We start from the raw sequence: 16882 nt of genomic DNA, 5'->3' as shown, positions 1-16882 counted from the left end.
GACACGGAAGCCGGCCGCCGGATCCGAGCCCGTACCGATTCGACGGCAACCATTCGACGGCCCGCGGCCACTGTCTTCGTACGCGCGGGGGGAACGCACCCCTCCCGCGCGCACCCCCCACGAGACGAGGCAAGGAGAGTGGCGCGATGAGCCGCAGCAAGCGCACCCCCACCGCAGACCCCCGACGCCGCAGCAGGGCCGTTCGCACCCTGATCGCCGCCCCGCTGCTGGCGGCGCTCGGGTTCCTCGGCCAGCTGGCGGTGCCCGCGCAGGCCGCGATGGCGCAGGCGGCCTGGCAGTCCTGCGACCAGTGGGGCAACTGGCAGTCGCCCGACGGCTACATCCTCTACAACAACATCTGGGGCTCCGGCGCCGGCGGCCAGTGCATCTCCGCGGAGTCGGCCCACAACTGGACGGTCGACGCCGACCACCCGAACACCGGCGGCATCAAGTCGTACCCCAACGCCAAGTGGATCGTGAACGAGCCGGTCAGCCGGATCGACCGCCTCGACAGCTCCTACGACGTCACGGTGCCGAGCAGCGGCGCGTACAACACCACGTACGACGTGTGGGACGTCGACTACGACTACGAGGTGATGCTCTGGATGAACTGGACCGGACCCGTGGGACCGCTCGGCCAGTTCCGGACCACCGTCGCGCTCGGCGGCCACACCTGGGACGTCTACAGCGGGAGCAACGGCAGCAACGAGGTCTTCTCCTTCCTCCGGCACGGTGACTCGACCGCCGGACAGGTGGACCTCCTGGCCGTGCTCCGCTGGCTGAGCGACGAGGGCTGGTGGGGCGACGTGACCGTCGGCGACGTCCAGTTCGGCTACGAGATCACCTCGGCGGCCGGCGGGCTGGAGTTCACCACGAACGACTTCGACGTCACCTCCGGCTGACCGCGTGCGACCTCAGCGCAGCGTGCAGTAGACGACGCTCGGGTAGGTCGCGGCGAACGCCCACAGGAAGGTGTTCAGCCTCATGAAGACCAGGATCCCGAGGTGCATCGCCAGCATCAGCGCCAGGACCGCGTAGGTCACCATCGGCTCGCCCAGGAGGACGAGCGGGAACGCGCACTCCAGCGCGATCACCCACCACCCCGCCAGCCGCGCCGTCCTGGGGTGCGAGGCGACGACGGGCCCCAGCCGGCGGTGGCCGTACGTGGTGGTGCCGAGGATGCCGCCGAGGGCGCGGCCGCTGCGCCACACCGGCGAGACCAGTTTGGCCAGGCCCGCCGCGACGTACGCGCAGCACGCCTGCCCCGCCACGAACCAGAGGAAGGCGTGCTGCGAGCCGCCGGTGCCGATCACCGCGGCGCCGAACGCCGCGAGGAAGATGATCATCGAGAGCTGGTCCGCGCCGTCGCTGCCGTACGGGGAGCGCACGGCGAGGAGGACGGAGGTCGCCGCGAGCACGCCCAGGCACACGACGGCCGGTACCGGTCGCCCGACCACGATCGCCAGCGCCGCCGCCAGCCGCAGCGTCACCAGGACGAGGACGCCCGGGTACCGGAGGACCAGGTCCACGGCCCGGTCGGCGTGGCGGTGCAGCCGCCACGGCCGGCAGGACCGGCCGATCGGCCAGCCGGCGATCGCGTGGTCGGCCAGCAGCGCGGGGCGGCTGAGGTACTCCCAGGAGGAGATCGCCACGCCCACACCGCCGATCGCCAGGGTGAGGCGCACCGCCAGGTCGGCGTTCACGAGGCCCGCTCCACGCGCTGCCCCGGGCCCCGCCCCGTCCGGGCCGGGCATCGCCCGGGACGGGGCGGGGGCTCAGTCCACCGCGTGCAGGGAGGAGACGAAGGCCACCGAGGCAGCGGACTCCGCGAAGGCGGAACTCTTCTGGATGACGAGGGCGAACTGGGTGGCATGCGGTTCCTCGGAACAGGGCTGCGCCGACACGTGGGCCAGGAGCGCCAGGTACGGCGCCGTCAGCTCGATCTCCTCCGGCCGGCCGCCACGGGACGCCAGTTCCATGAGGCTCTGGGCCGCGTCGAGCAGGGCCTTGGTGTGTCGCCGGGCGGGATTCCAGACGGCGTACAGCGGCCGGCCGGCGGCGGCGGTACCCGGTGTCTCACGCCACCGCGTCAGCCGGCCGTCGGACGTGCGGTAGCGGCGGAGCAGGACGAAGTCCTGGGTGCCGGGGGTCGGGGCGAAGAAGGTCCATCGCGGGATCAGCGCGAGGAAGTCGTAGCTGCGGATCTTCGTGGCCAGCCGCGACCGCGTCTGGCACACCAGGGTCAGCACGATCCACAGCGCGCACACGGCCGCGTAGACGGGAACGAGCGATTCGCGCATTCCGGTGCCTCAGGCGTGGTTGTGGCCGAGCAGATCGCGGCGCCGGTTCAGCAGTCTGCGTGCCGAGGCCGCGGGGCCGAGACGGTCGATCTCCTCGGGAGGCAGGGGGGCCTCCTGCCGGGCGGCGGCCTCCATCATGCAGTACATGGTCGCGTGCGTGATCTGCGCGAGCTGCTCGACGAACCCGGTCCAACTGTCGCAGCAGTCGGCGCGGAGCGTGAGGTTCATTTCGAGCTGGTCGTCGGGGACCTGCTCCACCGCCGCCTGCTCGGCCGCGGTGAGAGGAGGCATGTGGCGGACCGCGACGGCGGCCAGCCCTCCCGCCGCGCCCGGGACCACGTGCTCGACCAGCGTCAGCTCGCCGGGCGAAAGGCGCCCGCCGTTGTACGGGTTCTCGATCGCCGCCAGGCCCGCTTCGACCGAGGGGAAGACGTGGGTGGCGAGCGTCCGCCCGCCGTAGCGGATCGTGGCGAAGCTCTCCGCTTCGCGGAGCAGCCGGTAGGCGCGGTAGTAGCTCACCTTCTCGCGGGCGGCGAACAGCTCCTTGATCTCCTGCGCGAGACGGACGTCCGCACCGTTGCCGTCCCGGACGGCCTCCCGGATCCGGTCGAGCACGGGCGCGCCGGCCCGGTCGAGGAACACCATGATCGAGCCGGGCGGCGTGAGGAGTCCCCGGGCGGGGTCGCTCGGGGTGTAGTCGATGATCTCGATGGGGGTCTTCCGTAGCTCTCGCTCCTCCAGTTCATCGGCTGCGAGTTGCAACGCCGTCGACCTGTCCATGGGCGCAGTCCGTTCTTCCGGGGGCGTGCCGGTGCCCCAGTGTCGGCTCCCGGGCGCGCGGCCCCGGCGGGGGCGCGGCACGGGGGCGGGGAATTCACCCCACCGACCGACAGCGGCAGCGGCGGCAGCCCGGTCGCCCGGCGCGTCCGGTGGGTGGTTATTCGCTGGAGCCGCGCCGCCGGGCGCTTCTACAGTGACCGGACCCGACCGCGTCACGGAGCCGGATCATGCGTGTGCACTACCCCCGTACACCGCATCTGCCGTGGTCCCCGGGGGCGGCCCCGGACGACGTACGGGCCGGTGGGCTGTCCGGGCTGCGGGGGCGCGAGGTCGTGGTCACCGAGAAGCTCGACGGCGAGAACACCACCCTGTACGCCGACGGGCTGCACGCCCGGTCCCTGGATTCGGCGCACCATCCGTCGCGGGCGTGGGTGAAGGGCCTTCAGGGGCGGATCGGCGGGGAGATCCCGCGGGGCTGGCGGATCTGCGGCGAGAACGTCTTCGCTCGGCACTCGATCGGCTACGACGACCTGGAGAGCTGGTTCTACGGCTTCTCCGTCTGGGACGGCGACCGCTGCCTGGACTGGGACCGGACGGTGCGGTTCCTGCGGCGGCGGGGCGTGCCGGCGGCCCCGGTGCTGTGGCGGGGCGAGTTCGACGAGCGGGTGCTGCGGGCGCTGCGGATGGACACCGCGCGCCAGGAGGGGTACGTGGTGCGCACCGTCGAGGGGTTCGGGCTGCGGGAGTTCGGGCAGCGGGTGGCCAAGTGGGTGCGGGGCGGGCACGTACAGACCGGTTCGCACTGGATGCACGCCGTCGTCGTGGAGAACGGCCTGGGTCCGAAGGCCGCGCTGTGGGCGGTGCGTTCGGGCGGCGCCGCGGACGTGGCGTCCCTGTCGGCCGCGCTGGGCGTCGCCCCGGCGGACCCGCCGGCCGCCGAAGCCGCCGCCGCCGAGGTGTCCGCGCGGCCGGCCGGGCCGGGCCGGCACGGTGACGAGCGGCTGGCGGGAGTCGTGGCCGCGATGCTGCACGACCGGCGCCGCGCCTGGCTCGCGCCCCGGCTGGCGGGCCCGCTGGGTATGCGCACCGCGCGTCGAGTCGCCGATCTGGTGGGGCTGTTCGCGGCTCTCCAGCGTCCCTACCCGGACGGCGACCGCCGGGCCGGTCTCGTACGCCTCTCGCTCGCCGCCGACCTGGAGGTGCTGCACGCGCTCGCCGGGGCCCTCGCGCGGGATGCCGCGGCGCGCGAGCAGGTCGAGTGGTCGATGCTGCACGCGGAGGACGCCGGGCTGCTCGGCGCCGCGCGCTCGCCGCTGGAGCCGCTGCGGGCCGGGCTGCGGGACGCCCTCGGCGGCCTGGGGGCCGACGCCGCCGACCGGTGCTGGGCCGAGGCGCGGGAGGCGTTCGCCGACGGGCGGATCGCCACCGCCGAGGAGGCGGTGGCGGCGAGCTGGCGGTGGCGCTCGGGGGCGTTCGCCCGGCTGGTCCATCTCGTCGGGCCGTCCGGCAGCGGCAAGAGCACGTTCGCGCGGGGCCTCGCCGGGACGGACGCGTACATCAGCATGGACGAGCTGCGCGAGGCGCGGGGCGCGCGGGCCGACCAGCGGGCCAACGGGGACGTCCTGCGGGCGGGCCTGGGGCGCCTCGACGCGGCGCTGGCCGGCGGCGGGACGGTGGTGTGGGACGCCACGTCCCTGAACCGGCAGCAGCGCTCCGCGGTGCACGCGGTGGCGCGCCGCCGCGACGCCCTGGTCACCCACGTGGTCGCGCTGGTCGACGAGGACGAGCTGACCCGGCGCAACGGGCGCCGGGCGCACCCGGTGCCGCCCGCCGTGCTCGCCTCCCAGGTGCATCGGTTCACCCCGCCGTATCCGGGCGAGGCGCACCGTACGTGGTACGTCGGCGCGGACGGCACGGTCGCCGACACCGGCGGCACCCTGGCCGAGGCCGCGGACGGGGCGGACGGCGGGGAGGCGTGATGCGTACGAGCGACGAGATCTACCACCGGGTCCGCTGGGACCCGCGGTTCGACCCGGCCAGGTTCGTGCTGGGCATCGGCCGGCGCGGCGCCGCCCCCAAGCGCGTCCCGCTGCCCTCCTTCGTGCCCGGCGGCGACATCCCGTGGCACCGGGTCCTGTTCGTCGAGGCGGACGGCGAACTGCTCTGGGACCGCGCCACCGGGGTGGACCGCATCGACACCTCGGACGCCGGCCGGATGCGCGATCCGCGTCTGCTGCGCGCGCCGTTCTTCACGGCCAGGACGCCCTTCGGGTGGCGGCCGGGGGCCGGCTGGCGGCCCGCCGGCGGTGGGCCGCCCGCGGCGGAGCGGGGCGCGGCGGGGGTACGGATCCTCACGTGGAACACGCTGTGGGACCGGTACGACGCCGACCGCATCGAGACCGCGCGGCGCCGCCCGCTGCTCCTCACCGCCCTGGAGGACGCCGATGCCGACGTCATCGCGCTCCAGGAGGTCGAAGCCGGTCTGCTCACCCTGCTCATGCGGGCCCCCTGGGTGCGCGCCGGCTACACCCTGGGCACCGACCCGGGCGGAAAGGACGTCGACGACTGCGGGCTGCTGCTGCTCAGCCGGCTGCCCGTACGGGAGGCGGGGTGGCACCGGCTCGGGCCGCACAAGGCCGTGGCCGCCGTCACCGTGGCCACCGGCGCCGGTCCCCTCGTGGTGGCCGCGACCCATCTGAGCAGCGACCACTCCGACGACGGCCCCGCCCTGCGGCGGGCCCAACTGGTCCGGCTGGCCGAGGGACTCGGCGGCGTGGACGGCGACCTGGTGACGGTCGGCGACTTCAACGACGGCGGTGACCTGCCCGCCACCGCACTCGGGCTGCGGGACGTCTGGACCCAGGTGCACGGCCCCGGCGACCGGACGCCCACGTTCGACCCGGGCGCCAACCCGCTGGCCGCGCTGGCGTCGCTGTCCGGCCGGGCCTCCCGGCTGGACCGGATCCTGCTGCGCCCGGGGCGGTGGCGGGCGGCGGGGGCGGTGCTGCGGGGCGATACGCCCACGGCGGACGGTCTCTACGTCTCGGACCACTACGGCGTCGAGGCCGACCTCCGGCCCGGGGCCGCCGGGCCCGCCACCGCGGAGCCGCCCGCTGCCGAGCCGGTCGCGGAGAGCGCGGCCGGGGCCGCCCGGGCGGTCGGCATCGCCGAGCGCGTCTCCGCGGCGCTCGGCGAAGGCGTCGTCCACGTCGTCGGATCCCGGCGCATGGGCTGCGCCCTGCCCGGAGCGGACGTGGACCTGGTCGCGGCGCTGCCCGGCGGCGTCGACCCGGCCGGCGTCCGGGCGCGGGTGACCGCCGCGCTGCCGGACGCCACCCGGATCCGGCAGGTGACCGGCGCCCGCGTGCCGGGCCTGCGGCTGCGCACCGGCGGTCTCGACGTCGACCTGGCGGTCGTCGCCACCGGCGCGCTCGATCCCGGCGAAGCGGTGGCGCGGCGCGCCGAGTTGGGCGAGGCGGCGGCGATCGCGCTGAGCGCGGTGAGCGACGCGGACGCGGTACGGGCCGCGGCCGGCGGCCACCGCGCCGCCTTCGCCGGGCTCGCCACCCGGGTGAAGGCGTGGGCCGCGGCCCGCGGCCTCGACTCGGCGCCGTTCGGCGGGCTGCCGGGCCTGGCGTGGTCGGTGCTCGCGGCCCGTACCGTACGGGAGGCGGCGGACGCTGGCGCTCCGGACACCCTCGGCGACTTCTTCGGCACCTGGGCCGCCTGGGACTGGCGGGAGCCGGTCGGCCTCGCCCAAGCCGGCGCGGGACCGCACGCGCCGGTGGTCCTCCTGACCCCCACCAAGCCGGTCCGCAACTGCGCCGCACAGGTCACCGCCGGCTTCCGGGACCTGCTGACCGAGGAGTTCTACCGCGCCTGGACCCTCCTGGAGCGGGCGGCGGAGACCGGCGAGGACCCCTGGCCCGCGCTGGTGTCGCCGCCGCCCCTGCACCGTCGGCACGCGGCCTGGGCGGTCCTGACCGTGCACCCGGGCGCCGCCGGGGAGTTCGAGGAGAGACTGGGGCGCGTACGGGGGCGCCTGCGCGCCCTGCTCGCGGCGCTGGAGGAGGCCGGGGCGGCGGACGCGCACGCCTGGCCGCGTCCGTTCGAGGCCGGGCCGGCGGGCACGCGGTACGCGATCGGCCTCGGCCGCACCCCGCCAGGCGCCGCCCGGCTCGCGGAGATCGCCGACGGGTGGCGCGGCGGACTGCGCGGGGTCGGCGTCGCATGGGCGGAGCGCGGCGCCGTACCGGCCCTGCGCTGAGGGCCCGCCCGCGGACCGCCGCCCGTTCCGGCCGTACGTCCGGGCCGGTCGGTGTCAGTCCGTGTCGGGCGCCCCGGACGCCCCGGCTACGGCTTGCGGCCGACGCCGCCCCACTGGTCCACGTCCCGCGGCCCGCCGAACGGGGTCGGGTCCGGGCGCCAGGTGGGGATCGGGACCACGCCGGGCGGGACCAGGTCCAGGCCCTCGTAGTAGGCCCTGATCTGGTCGGGGGTGCGCAGGTTGTACGGGACGCCGCCGGCGTCCGCGTAGCGGCGCAGCGCCTCGACGTACTCCGGGCTCGTGCTGGTGCCGTCGTACTCCACGAGGTAACTGCCCGGCGGCAGGCCGGCGAGCAGGTCGCGCACGATGGTGCGGGCTGTGGTGTGGTCCTCGACGTGGCCGAGGATGCCCAGCAGCATCAGCGCCACCGGGCGGTCCAGGTCGAGCGTGCCGGCGGCCTGGGCGAGGATCGACCCCGGGTCGTGGACGTCCGCGTCGAGGTACGTCGTGACGCCCTCGGGGGTGCTGGTCAGCAGGGCGCGGGCGTGGGTGAGGACCATGGGGTCGTTGTCGACGTAGACGATGCGCGCATCGGGGGCCACGCGCTGCGCCACCTCGTGGGTGTTGTTCTCCGTGGGCAGGCCGGTGCCGACGTCGAGGAACTGGCGGATCCCCGCCTCCGCCGCGAGCCAGCGCACCGTGCGGATGAGGAACGCGCGGCAGGCGCGGGCCTTCTCCGCCTGCTGCGGGTAGACCGACAGCACCTCGTCGCCGGCCGCGCGGTCGACCTCGTAGTTGTCCTTGCCGCCCACCCAGTAGTTCCAGACCCGCGCCGAGTGCGGGACGGAGGTGTCGATGGCGCCGGAGACCTGCGGCGCGTCGTCGTCGCTCATGGCGGTCACGGCTTTCTGGCGATGAGGCCCAGGCAGGATGCCTCGGCGTCGGTGTAGAGGGAGGCCGGCGGGTCGTCGGGGGTGTCCGGGGACCAGCGGTTGACGGGCAGGATGCCCGGGGACAGCAGCTCCAGGCCGAGGGCGTCGACCAGTTCGGCCAGTTCGCGCTCGTCGCGGGCGTGCGCGGGCAGGCCCTGGTTGTGGTAGAGCCGGGCGGCGGCCTCGACCTCCGCGGGGGCGAACTCGGCCGTGATGTGGCTGAGGATGAGGTGGCTGCCGGAGGGCAGCGCGTTCATCAGGGCGGCGACGATGCGCCGCGGGTCGTCCTCGGGGGTGATGAAGTGCATGATCGCCACGAGGTTGACGGCGACCGGCCGGGCGAGGTCCAGGGCCGGGTCGGGGCCGGCCATGCAGGGGTGGCCGAGGATGCTCTCGGGGCGGCGCAGGTCGCCCTGGATGTAGTCGATGCGGCCCTCGGCGGTGGAGTTCATCAGCGCGCGGGCGTGCGCGAGCACCACGGGGTCGTGGTCGGTGTAGAGGATGCGCGCTTCGGGGCGTACGGCCTGGGCTATCTCGTGGACGTTCGGCGAGGTGGGGATGCCGGTGCCGATGTCGAGGAACTGGTCGACGCCGACGGTGGCCAGGCGCTCGACGGCCAGGTGCATGAAGTGCCGGTTGGCGCGGGCGAACTTGCTGACGCTGGGCCAGACCCCGACGACCCGCTCGGCGGTGTCCCGGTCCGGCGCGTAGTGGTCCTTGCCGCCCAGGTAGTAGTCGTACATGCGGGCCGTCTGCGGCTTTGTGAAATCGATCTCGGGCGGTGTCCAGGACGTCCCGGCCGCGGTGCTCAGCCAGGCCGTCTCGCCGTTCTCGGTGGTCACATGCACTCCGGAGTACGCCGTCAGATGATCCGAACTCTGTCATACGCGGTGCGGTTTGTCTCGGACTCCCGTTCCCGTGCGGACAGTTGGCCGGGCCCCGGGAGGAGCCCGCGCGCGGCGCCGGAGTCCAGTTGACAAGATGTCCTGACAAACCCCTTGCCCCGGCTCCCGGTCTGGCTTAGAAAGGCGGTCGTGAGCCTCATCGAGCGGGGCTCACCACGTACGTCAAGGGGAGGCCATCGGTGACGAACTCGGCGCAGGGGGACAGAACGGAGCCCGTAGGGGCGCGGGACGGGGACGGGTCGGGGCCGAGCAGGCGGGCCGTCTCGGCCGCGCTGGTGTCCGGCATCGTCGGCACGGCCCTGGGGGCGACGGCGCCGTCCGCGTGGGCGGACGAGTGGAGCGTGCCGCGCCCGCGCCGGGCGCCGCGCGGGCGGCACGGCCGCGCGCACAACGACGTGCTCTTCGTCGGCGCGCACCCGGACGACGAGTGCGGCAACCTCGCGACCTTCGGGCAGTGGCGGGAGCGGCACGGGCTGAGCACCGGCGTGCTCACCGTCACCCGCGGCGAGGGCGGCGGGAACGCGGTCGGCCCGGAGGAGGGCCCGCCGCTCGGGCAGATGCGCGAGGACGAGGAGCGCGAGGCGGTCGGCCTCGCCGGTATCGACAACATCTACTACCTGGACAAGCCCGACTTCTGGTACACGCTGTCCGGCCCGCTGACGGCCGCGGTCTGGGACCTGGACGACACGCTGGAGCGCGTCGTCCGGCTGATCCGCGCCACCACGCCCGACACGGTCGTGACGATGGACCCGCGCCCCTTCAACCAGCACGGCGGCCACCAGTTGTCCGCGCGGCTGGCGATCGAGGCGTTCTTCCTCGCCGGCGACCCGCGCGCGTTCCGCTCGCAGATCACCAAGGAGGGCTACCGCCCGCACCGCCCGCGGCTGCTGCTCGCGCAGAACTACGGCTTCGGCAACCTGCTGGGCCCGGACGCCCCGAAGCAGCGGCGTACGGACCGCGCCAGCGGCCTGCCCGTCTTCGGCGTCTTCACCGGTACGCGCAGCAAGGAGCACGGCACGAGCTGGGCGCAGGTGGAGCGGAACGCCGCCCGCAAGTACGTCACGCAGGGCTGGGCCGCGAGGCCGCCGGAGGTGCCGACCGACCCCGAGCAGTTGGGCTCCGACTGGTACACGGTGCTGGCGGCGAACGGCCGGGCCGTGAAGTCGAAGGTGCGGCCCCAGGCCGGGCTCCGCCCGCTGTACGCGGAGTTCCGCGACTGGACGCAGCGCGTCGGCCTGCCGTGGCTGGCCAACGACGCGCAGCCGGACTACCCCGGGGCGCCGGCCACGACGATCCCCGAGGTCGCCACCGCACCCGTGCTCGACGGCGTGGAGCGCCCCGGCGAGTACCCGGGTCCCGAACTGCCGCTGGTGCACTGGGAGGGCGAGGAGGTCGGCGCGGAGGACGTCTCGGCCACGGCGAAGCTGTCGCGGCACGGGGACGACCTGTACGTGTTCGTCAAGGTCACCGACGAGCGCAGGGGCACGGCGCTGGAGGAGAGCGACGCCAAGCGCCACTGGCGTACGGACGCCGTGGAGATCACCCTCGACCCGCGCGGCACGGCCGACGACACGTCGACCACGTTCAAGACGGGCATCTTCCCGTACACCGCGAACGGCGGCGGCGCGGCGGCCGAGCGCGACGGCGACAACCGGCAGGGCCCGGCGGCCACCACGGCGCCCGGGATGCGGGTGGTCTCGGCGGTCTCGGACCCGTACCGGGGCTACGCGATCGAGGCGAAGATCGCGCTGGCCGACCTGCCGGCCGCGGCGGACCCGGCGAAGTTCGCGCTCAACGTGCTGGTGTACGACTCGGACACCGACGACAAGACCGGCCAGACCCGGCTGGCGTGGTCCCCGTTCGGCAGCGCCCAGGCCGACCCGTACGTGTGGGGCAACGCGACGCTGGAGGGCTACACCCCGCCGGCGGACCGGCCCACGGAGCCGGTCGAGCCGGAGATCCCGAAGGACGCGGCGCGCAGCGAGGACTCGCCGGCGTCGGTGGCGCAGTCGCGCCGTACGGGCGTCCCGCTGGCGGTCGGCCCGCGCCGCCGCCGCTGAGGCGGGCCGTCGGCGCCGGCCGCGGGCACCCGCCCGCGGCCGGCGCCGGCCGGCCGGAGCCCCCGGCGGCCGCGCACGGTTGACGCGCGGCTTGCGGGCGTACGGTCCGGTACGGTCCGCGCCCCGCCCACCGCGGCGGGGCGCGGCCGTGCGCCCCGGGCGGCGCCCCGGTCCCCCGGCCCCGCGCCGGTATCGTGAGCCGCATGGTCACGGACACCAAGGACGCTCAGCGCGGCGAGGAAATACTCGCCGTCTTCGACTCCGCATTCGGCGAGCTGCTCTCCGCCGACCCCGCCGCCTTCCGGCTGAAGTTCCGCAAGATGGCCGCCTCGGCGTTCGCCTTCTACCGCGGGACCGCCTGCCTCTACTACCACGACCTGGAGGCCGGGGAGCGCGGCGACCCGTTCCTGACCGAGCAGACCGGCCGGGTCTGGATCCACGGCGACCTGCACGCCGAGAACTTCGGCACGTACATGGACGCCAACGGCCGGCTCGTCTTCAACGTCAACGACTTCGACGAGGCGTTCGTCGGCCCGTTCACCTGGGACGTCAAGCGCCTGGCCGGCTCGCTGGCGCTGATCGGCTACACCAAGGCGCTCAGCGACGGGCAGATCTCCGGCCTCGTCCGCGCCTACGCCGACGCCTACCGCGAGCGCATCCGCGCCCTCGCCGCCGGCGCCAAGGACGACGAGGTGCCGCCCTTCACCCTCGACACCGCCACCGGCCCGCTCCTCGGCGCGCTGCGCGCCGCCCGCGTGCACACCCGCTTCGGGCTGCTGGAGTCGATGACGGAGGTACGGGACTTCGAGCGCCGCTTCACCTCCGGCGGCGGCGCCATCGAGCTGGACGCGGCCACCCGCACCCGGGTGCTCGACGCCTTCGAGGGCTATCTGGCGACGCTGCCGTCCGGCGGCCGGGAGCGGCGGCCGGACGCGTACCGCGTGAAGGACGTCGTCGGCCGCCGGGGCATCGGCATCGGCAGCGCCGGGCTGCCGTCGTACAACATCCTTCTCGAAGGGCACAGCGACGCCCTGGAGAACGACATCGTCATCTACATGAAGCGCGGCCAGACCCCGGCGGTCGCGCGGCACATCACCGACCCGTCGATCCGCGGCTACTTCCGCCACGAGGGGCACCGCACGGTCATCTCGCAGCGCGCGCTCCAAGCCGCGTCCGACCCGTGGCTGGGCTGGACGGAGCTGGACGGGGCGGGGCAGTTGGTCGCCGAGGTCTCGCCGTACGCGGTGGACCTGGACTGGTCGGACATCGACGACCCGGAGCAGGCCATGGCCGTCGTGGGCGACCTGGGGCGGGCCACCGCCACCATGCACGCGGCGGCGGACGTGGAGGAGAGCGGGCACTCGCTGGTGCCGTTCTCGACCGAGCGGGCCATCGACGGGGCGATCTCGGCGGACGCCGAGGGGTTCACGGAGATGCTGGTGGACTTCGCGCACGACTACGGCGTACGGGCGCGGGCGGACCACCAGATCTTCGTCGACCTCTTCCGCAACGGGCGGATCTCCGGCCTCTAGCAGCCGGGCCGCCGGGCGGGCCGGGCGGCTCGGCCGCAGGGCACGACGGAAGCACGGCACAGGGCGCGTACGCGGACGGCGTACGCGCCCTGACGCGTACGCGGACCCTTGACATCATTATTGGTCTGGACCAACCTGTCCCTCGCGCATCCCCAGCCAGGCCCCAACACCCCAAGCCCCGGAGGCAGTTGTGGACCGATTCCTGCGCCCTTCCAGACACCGCCCGCCCGCGCACCGCTCCCGCCCCGCCGCGCCCATCGCGGCCCTGATCGCCGCGCTCGCCCTGCTCGCGGGCGTCCTGTCCGGCACCGCGGCCGGCGCCGCCGCGCCCGAGGCCGCCGCCGAGCCCAACCTCGTCCGCAACGGCGGCATCGAGGCCGGCCTCGACGGCTGGAACTGCTCCGCCGGCAGCGGCTCGGCGGTCTCCAGCCCCGTGCGCAGCGGCACGTCCGCGCTCAAGGTCCAGCCGTCGGGCAACGACCAGGGCCAGTGCACCCAGACCGTGCCCGTACGGCCGAACTCGCAGTACGCGCTGAGCGGCTGGGTGCAGGGCTCGTACGCCTACCTCGGCGCCCGCGGCACCGGCACCACCGACGTCTCGGACTGGACCTCGTCCGCGGCCACCTGGACCGAGTTGGACACGTCCTTCACCACCGGCCCGAACACCACCTCGGTGACGGTCTACGTGCACGGCTGGTACGGCCAGCCCGCCTACCACGCCGACGACCTCACGCTCACCGGCCCCGGCGGCGACCCGGGCACCGTCCCCGCCGCCCCCTCCGGCCTGTCGGTCAGCTCCACCACCGCCACCTCCGTCTCGCTGTCCTGGAGCGCGGTGAGCGGCGCGACGGGCTACACGGTCTACCGCGACGGCACCCGCGCCACCTCCGTGACCGGCACCTCCGCCACCGTCACGGGGCTGACCGCCGCGACCTCGTACCGCTTCGAGGTGACCGCGGCCAACGCCGCCGGCGAGTCCGCCAGGTCCGCCAGCGTCAGCGCCACCACCCGCGAGGGCGGCGGCAACCCCGGCGGCAGCCTGCCGCCGCACGCCCTGGTCGGCTACCTGCACACCAGCTTCGCCAACGGCTCCGGTTACACCCGGCTCGCGGACGTCCCGGCGAGCTGGGACGTCATCAACCTCGCCTTCGGCGAGCCCACGTCGTCGACCTCCGGCGACATCCGCTTCCAGCTCTGCCCGCAGACCGAGTGCCCGAACGTCGAGCCGGTGGCGGACTTCAAGGCGGCGATCGCGGCGAAGCAGGCCGCGGGCAAGAAGGTCCTGCTGTCCATCGGCGGCCAGAACGGGCAGGTCCAGTTGACCAGCACGGCCGCGCGCGACGCGTTCGTCCGGTCGGTGAGCGGCATCATCGACGAGTACGGGCTCGACGGCGTCGACATCGACTTCGAGGGCCACTCGCTGTCGCTGAACAACGGAGACACCGACTTCCGGAACCCGACCACGCCGGTGATCGTCAACCTGATCTCGGCGCTGAAGACGCTCAAGGCCAAGTACGGCGAGAGCTTCGTGCTGACGATGGCGCCGGAGACGTTCTTCGTGCAGATGGGCTACCAGTTCTACGGCACCGGGCAGTGGGGCGGACAGGACCCGCGCTGCGGCGCGTACCTGCCGGTGATCCACGCGCTGCGCGACTCGCTCACGCTGCTGCACGTCCAGGACTACAACTCAGGCCCGATCATGGGCCTGGACAACCAGTACCACACCATGGGCGGCGCCGACTTCCACATCGCGATGACGGACATGCTGCTCACCGGCTTCCCGGTCGCGGGCAACTCCGAGCGGTTCTTCCCGGCGCTGCGCCCCGACCAGGTGGCCATCGGGATGCCGGCCAGCACCCAGGCCGGCAACGGGCACGTGTCGACCGGCGAGGTGAACAAGGCGCTGGACTGCCTGACGAAGGGCAGCAACTGCGGCTCGTACCGGACCCACGGCACCTGGCCCGGCATGCGCGGGCTGATGACCTGGTCGATCAACTGGGACCGCTACAACAACTGGGAGTTCAGCAGGAACTTCGACGCCTACTGGCCGTAGGAGCGCCGGCCCCCCGACGCGCGCCGGCCCCGGGCGGCCGGACGCGCGCCGCGCCCGCCCCGCGGCATGCGGGGCGGGCGCGGTCGGGCCGCCGGGCGCGCGGCCCGTGGACGGCGGCCCGCCGGTCCCGTGTGGGGCCGGGACCGGGCTCGGCCGGTGCCCGGCTCCGGGCGCGGCCCGAAGCCGGGTCCGGCTCAGCCGAAGTTGCGGTCCACGCGGGCGGCTTCGTTCGCGTTCGGGTAGGCGTTGCGGCACGACGTCCCGGGGCCGCCGCCGGACATCAGCTCGCTGCACGGGCCGCTGTAGTTGTCCGGCAGGCCGAGGATGTGGCCGGTCTCGTGGGTGACGACGCGCAGCGAGTAGTACTGCTGGGTCTGACGGAGGTCGAGGAAGACGTAGCCGTGGCCGCGCCCGTCGGTCACGGCGTGGCTGCCGCGCGGGTCGTTGCCCTGGCGGTAGCTGAAGTCACCGGAGCCGGAGGTCTCCGCGAGCGTGATGTTGTTGGTGGCGTTGTTCCATATCTGGGTGCTCTGGGCTATGTCGCCCTGGTAGTTGGGGGCGCTTGCGTCGTTGTACGTGATCGTGACGGCCTGGAACCCGGGCTCGGCCGCCTGCTTCTCGCGCGCCTTGTCCCGGATCATCTCGAAGAACGCCCGGTTCTCGGCCTGCTGTTCCCTGTCGTGCCCGACGTACGCCGCGGACGCGGTGGCCGCCTGCGTCGTCGGCCGGTCTTGGTGGTCTGCCGCGGGCGCCGGGGAGGCGGCCAGGCCGGTCAGCGCCAGGCCGAGGCCCAAGGCGGTGGAGACCAGTCTTCCGGAGAGCTTCATGGGGGTTTCTCCTCACGAACGATTGGTCGGTCGGTCGGTGAGGAGTCTGCGGGCCGGGAGGCGGCCGGGGGCAGATCTCATCCGGTGATAGCGGCGTGCGATCCCTCCCCGCCGGCGGCCGCGGCGGGGGCGGAACGGCGCATAGGTGTAGTGCCCCTGACAAAAAATTGCGGCTATGCTCCACGCGTGGAGCTGGAGTTGAGGCATCTGCGCGCGCTGTGCGCTATCTCCGACGCCGGAAGTGTGCACGGGGCGGCCAGGTGGCTCGGGGTCTCCCAGCCCGCCCTGACGGCCCAGTTGAACCGCATCGAACGGGCCGTGGGCGGTCCGCTGTTCGTACGCGACCGCTCGGGCTGCCGTCCGACGCCGCTCGGCCGCTCGGTGACCGCGCGCGCCCGGCCGATACTCGCCGAGATGTCCACGCTGGTCAGCGAGGCGCGCGAGGAGGCCCGCGCGCTGGAGAGCGGGCCGCGGCTGCGGCTGGGCAGCACCGCGAACCGCGCGGTGGCCGGCTGGCTGTGCCGGCTGCGCGGCCGGTTCCCGGACACGGACGTCTCCATCCGCGTCGACCCCTCGCCGAACTCGCTGCTGCGGATGGTCGCCGAGGGCCAGCTCGACGTCGCGTTCGTGCACGAGGTCACCGGCTGCCCGCTGCGCGTACCCGACGGCGTCGGGCAGCGCACCCTGCTGTGGCGCGAGCCGCAGTTCGTCGCCCTGCCCGAGGCGCACCCCGCCGCCGAGCGCGAGGAGGTGACGCTCTCCGACCTGCACGGGCACCCGTGGGTCGTCGACCCGCACGTGGACGGCGAGTGGCACGGCATCCGCCGGATGTTCGCCACCGCCGGGCTGGAGCTGCGGGTCATCCAGGGCGACTACCTGACGGGCGCCGACCTGGTACGCGCCGGGGTCGCCGTCACCCCGTGCCAGCCCACCTCGACGCCGCGCCCGGGCATGGCGATCAGGCCGCTGCGCGGGGATCCGCTGACCGTACGGCTGCTGCTGGCCGCCCGGGCGGCGTCGACCACAGACGGCGAGTTCCACGCCGTCTACAGCGCCCTGGAGGACGCCTACCGCGAGGCGGCCAGATCCACGGAGACGTACCTGCGCTGGCTGCACCGCAACGACAACCCGCTGCTGTTCACCTGACGCCGCCCGGCCCCTCCGGCCGGACCGGCCGCCGCTGCTCCGTGCCTGGCCGCGGGCGCGCAAGCCGGTTTACTATCCCT

13 protein-coding genes are annotated in these 16882 nt (G+C 74.3%); 7 read left to right on the top strand and 6 right to left on the bottom strand.

Going from position 1 to position 16882, the window contains the following annotated elements; all coding sequences use genetic code 11:
- Nucleotides 1-146: 146 nt before the first annotated feature.
- Nucleotides 147-902, top strand: coding sequence for a GH12 family glycosyl hydrolase domain-containing protein (locus tag QBL21_RS08200; RefSeq protein ID WP_407561344.1), 756 nt, complete (start codon nt 147-149; stop codon nt 900-902).
- 12 nt (nt 903-914) lie between these two features.
- Here QBL21_RS08200 and QBL21_RS08195 read toward each other — a convergent pair whose 3' ends face one another.
- From QBL21_RS08195 to QBL21_RS08185, 3 genes are all read right to left on the bottom strand, one after another.
- Nucleotides 915-1703 (bottom strand): hypothetical protein, encoded by a 789-nt coding sequence (locus QBL21_RS08195; RefSeq protein ID WP_407561342.1) that lies wholly within the window; start codon nt 1701-1703, stop codon nt 915-917.
- 72 nt (nt 1704-1775) lie between these two features.
- Nucleotides 1776-2300, bottom strand: coding sequence for a hypothetical protein (locus QBL21_RS08190; protein WP_407561341.1), 525 nt, complete (start codon nt 2298-2300; stop codon nt 1776-1778).
- A 9-nt stretch (nt 2301-2309) separates the two neighbouring features.
- A complete protein-coding gene (locus QBL21_RS08185) occupies nt 2310-3080 on the bottom strand; it encodes a hypothetical protein (RefSeq protein ID WP_407561340.1) in 771 nt (256 codons plus the stop codon).
- Between the two features lie 227 nt (nt 3081-3307).
- Between QBL21_RS08185 and QBL21_RS08180 the strand changes: the two genes are divergently transcribed.
- Both QBL21_RS08180 and QBL21_RS08175 read left to right on the top strand, forming a co-directional pair.
- A complete protein-coding gene (locus tag QBL21_RS08180; RefSeq protein ID WP_407561339.1) occupies nt 3308-5059 on the top strand; it encodes an RNA ligase family protein in 1752 nt (583 codons plus the stop codon).
- Nucleotides 5059-7347 carry a poly(A) polymerase gene (locus QBL21_RS08175; protein ID WP_407561338.1) on the top strand — a complete coding sequence of 763 codons (2289 nt, stop codon included), beginning with the start codon at nt 5059-5061 and terminating at the stop codon, nt 7345-7347. Before QBL21_RS08180 ends, QBL21_RS08175 begins: the two co-directional genes overlap by 1 nt.
- A gap of 86 nt (nt 7348-7433) precedes the next feature.
- Here QBL21_RS08175 and QBL21_RS08170 read toward each other — a convergent pair whose 3' ends face one another.
- Together QBL21_RS08170 and QBL21_RS08165 are read right to left on the bottom strand one after the other, a co-directional pair.
- A complete protein-coding gene (locus tag QBL21_RS08170; protein ID WP_407561337.1) occupies nt 7434-8240 on the bottom strand; it encodes an SAM-dependent methyltransferase in 807 nt (268 codons plus the stop codon).
- A gap of 5 nt (nt 8241-8245) precedes the next feature.
- Nucleotides 8246-9121, bottom strand: a complete 876-nt coding sequence (locus tag QBL21_RS08165; protein ID WP_407561336.1) for an SAM-dependent methyltransferase — start codon at nt 9119-9121, stop codon at nt 8246-8248.
- A 242-nt stretch (nt 9122-9363) separates the two neighbouring features.
- Between QBL21_RS08165 and QBL21_RS08160 the strand changes: the two genes are divergently transcribed.
- From QBL21_RS08160 to QBL21_RS08150, 3 genes are all read left to right on the top strand, one after another.
- Nucleotides 9364-11244 (top strand): sugar-binding protein, encoded by a 1881-nt coding sequence (locus QBL21_RS08160; protein ID WP_407561335.1) that lies wholly within the window; start codon nt 9364-9366, stop codon nt 11242-11244.
- 203 nt (nt 11245-11447) lie between these two features.
- Nucleotides 11448-12776, top strand: a complete 1329-nt coding sequence (locus tag QBL21_RS08155; RefSeq protein ID WP_407561334.1) for a DUF2252 domain-containing protein — start codon at nt 11448-11450, stop codon at nt 12774-12776.
- A gap of 190 nt (nt 12777-12966) precedes the next feature.
- Nucleotides 12967-14829 carry a chitinase gene (locus QBL21_RS08150; RefSeq protein WP_407561333.1) on the top strand — a complete coding sequence of 621 codons (1863 nt, stop codon included), beginning with the start codon at nt 12967-12969 and terminating at the stop codon, nt 14827-14829.
- 194 nt (nt 14830-15023) lie between these two features.
- Here the strand turns inward: QBL21_RS08150 and QBL21_RS08145 are convergent, their stop codons facing one another.
- Nucleotides 15024-15656 carry a snapalysin family zinc-dependent metalloprotease gene (locus QBL21_RS08145; RefSeq protein WP_407561332.1) on the bottom strand — a complete coding sequence of 211 codons (633 nt, stop codon included), beginning with the start codon at nt 15654-15656 and terminating at the stop codon, nt 15024-15026.
- Nucleotides 15657-15854: 198 nt separating this feature from the next.
- On the opposite strand from QBL21_RS08145, the gene QBL21_RS08140 reads away from it, so the two are divergent.
- Nucleotides 15855-16802, top strand: coding sequence for a LysR family transcriptional regulator (locus QBL21_RS08140; protein WP_407566346.1), 948 nt, complete (start codon nt 15855-15857; stop codon nt 16800-16802).
- Nucleotides 16803-16882 lie beyond the last annotated feature (80 nt).

The organism is Streptomyces sp. 184 (genome assembly GCF_045781775.1).
Lineage (GTDB): Bacteria > Actinomycetota > Actinomycetes > Streptomycetales > Streptomycetaceae > Streptomyces.
The sequence above is the reverse complement of the archived record's forward strand: the minus strand, read 5'-3'. Positions and strand labels throughout refer to the sequence as shown.

Excerpts from the sequence above, each read along its gene's own strand:
- QBL21_RS08200 (WP_407561344.1), top strand. The coding sequence starts at position 147 with ATGAGCCGCAGCAAGCGCACCCCCACCGCAGACCCCCGACGCCGCAGC.
- QBL21_RS08190 (WP_407561341.1), bottom strand. The coding sequence starts at position 2,300 with ATGCGCGAATCGCTCGTTCCCGTCTACGCGGCCGTGTGCGCGCTGTGG.
- QBL21_RS08185 (WP_407561340.1), bottom strand. The coding sequence starts at position 3,080 with ATGGACAGGTCGACGGCGTTGCAACTCGCAGCCGATGAACTGGAGGAG.
- QBL21_RS08180 (WP_407561339.1), top strand. The coding sequence starts at position 3,308 with ATGCGTGTGCACTACCCCCGTACACCGCATCTGCCGTGGTCCCCGGGG.
- QBL21_RS08175 (WP_407561338.1), top strand. The coding sequence starts at position 5,059 with ATGCGTACGAGCGACGAGATCTACCACCGGGTCCGCTGGGACCCGCGG.
- QBL21_RS08170 (WP_407561337.1), bottom strand. The coding sequence starts at position 8,240 with ATGAGCGACGACGACGCGCCGCAGGTCTCCGGCGCCATCGACACCTCC.
- QBL21_RS08155 (WP_407561334.1), top strand. The coding sequence starts at position 11,448 with ATGGTCACGGACACCAAGGACGCTCAGCGCGGCGAGGAAATACTCGCC.
- QBL21_RS08145 (WP_407561332.1), bottom strand. The coding sequence starts at position 15,656 with ATGAAGCTCTCCGGAAGACTGGTCTCCACCGCCTTGGGCCTCGGCCTG.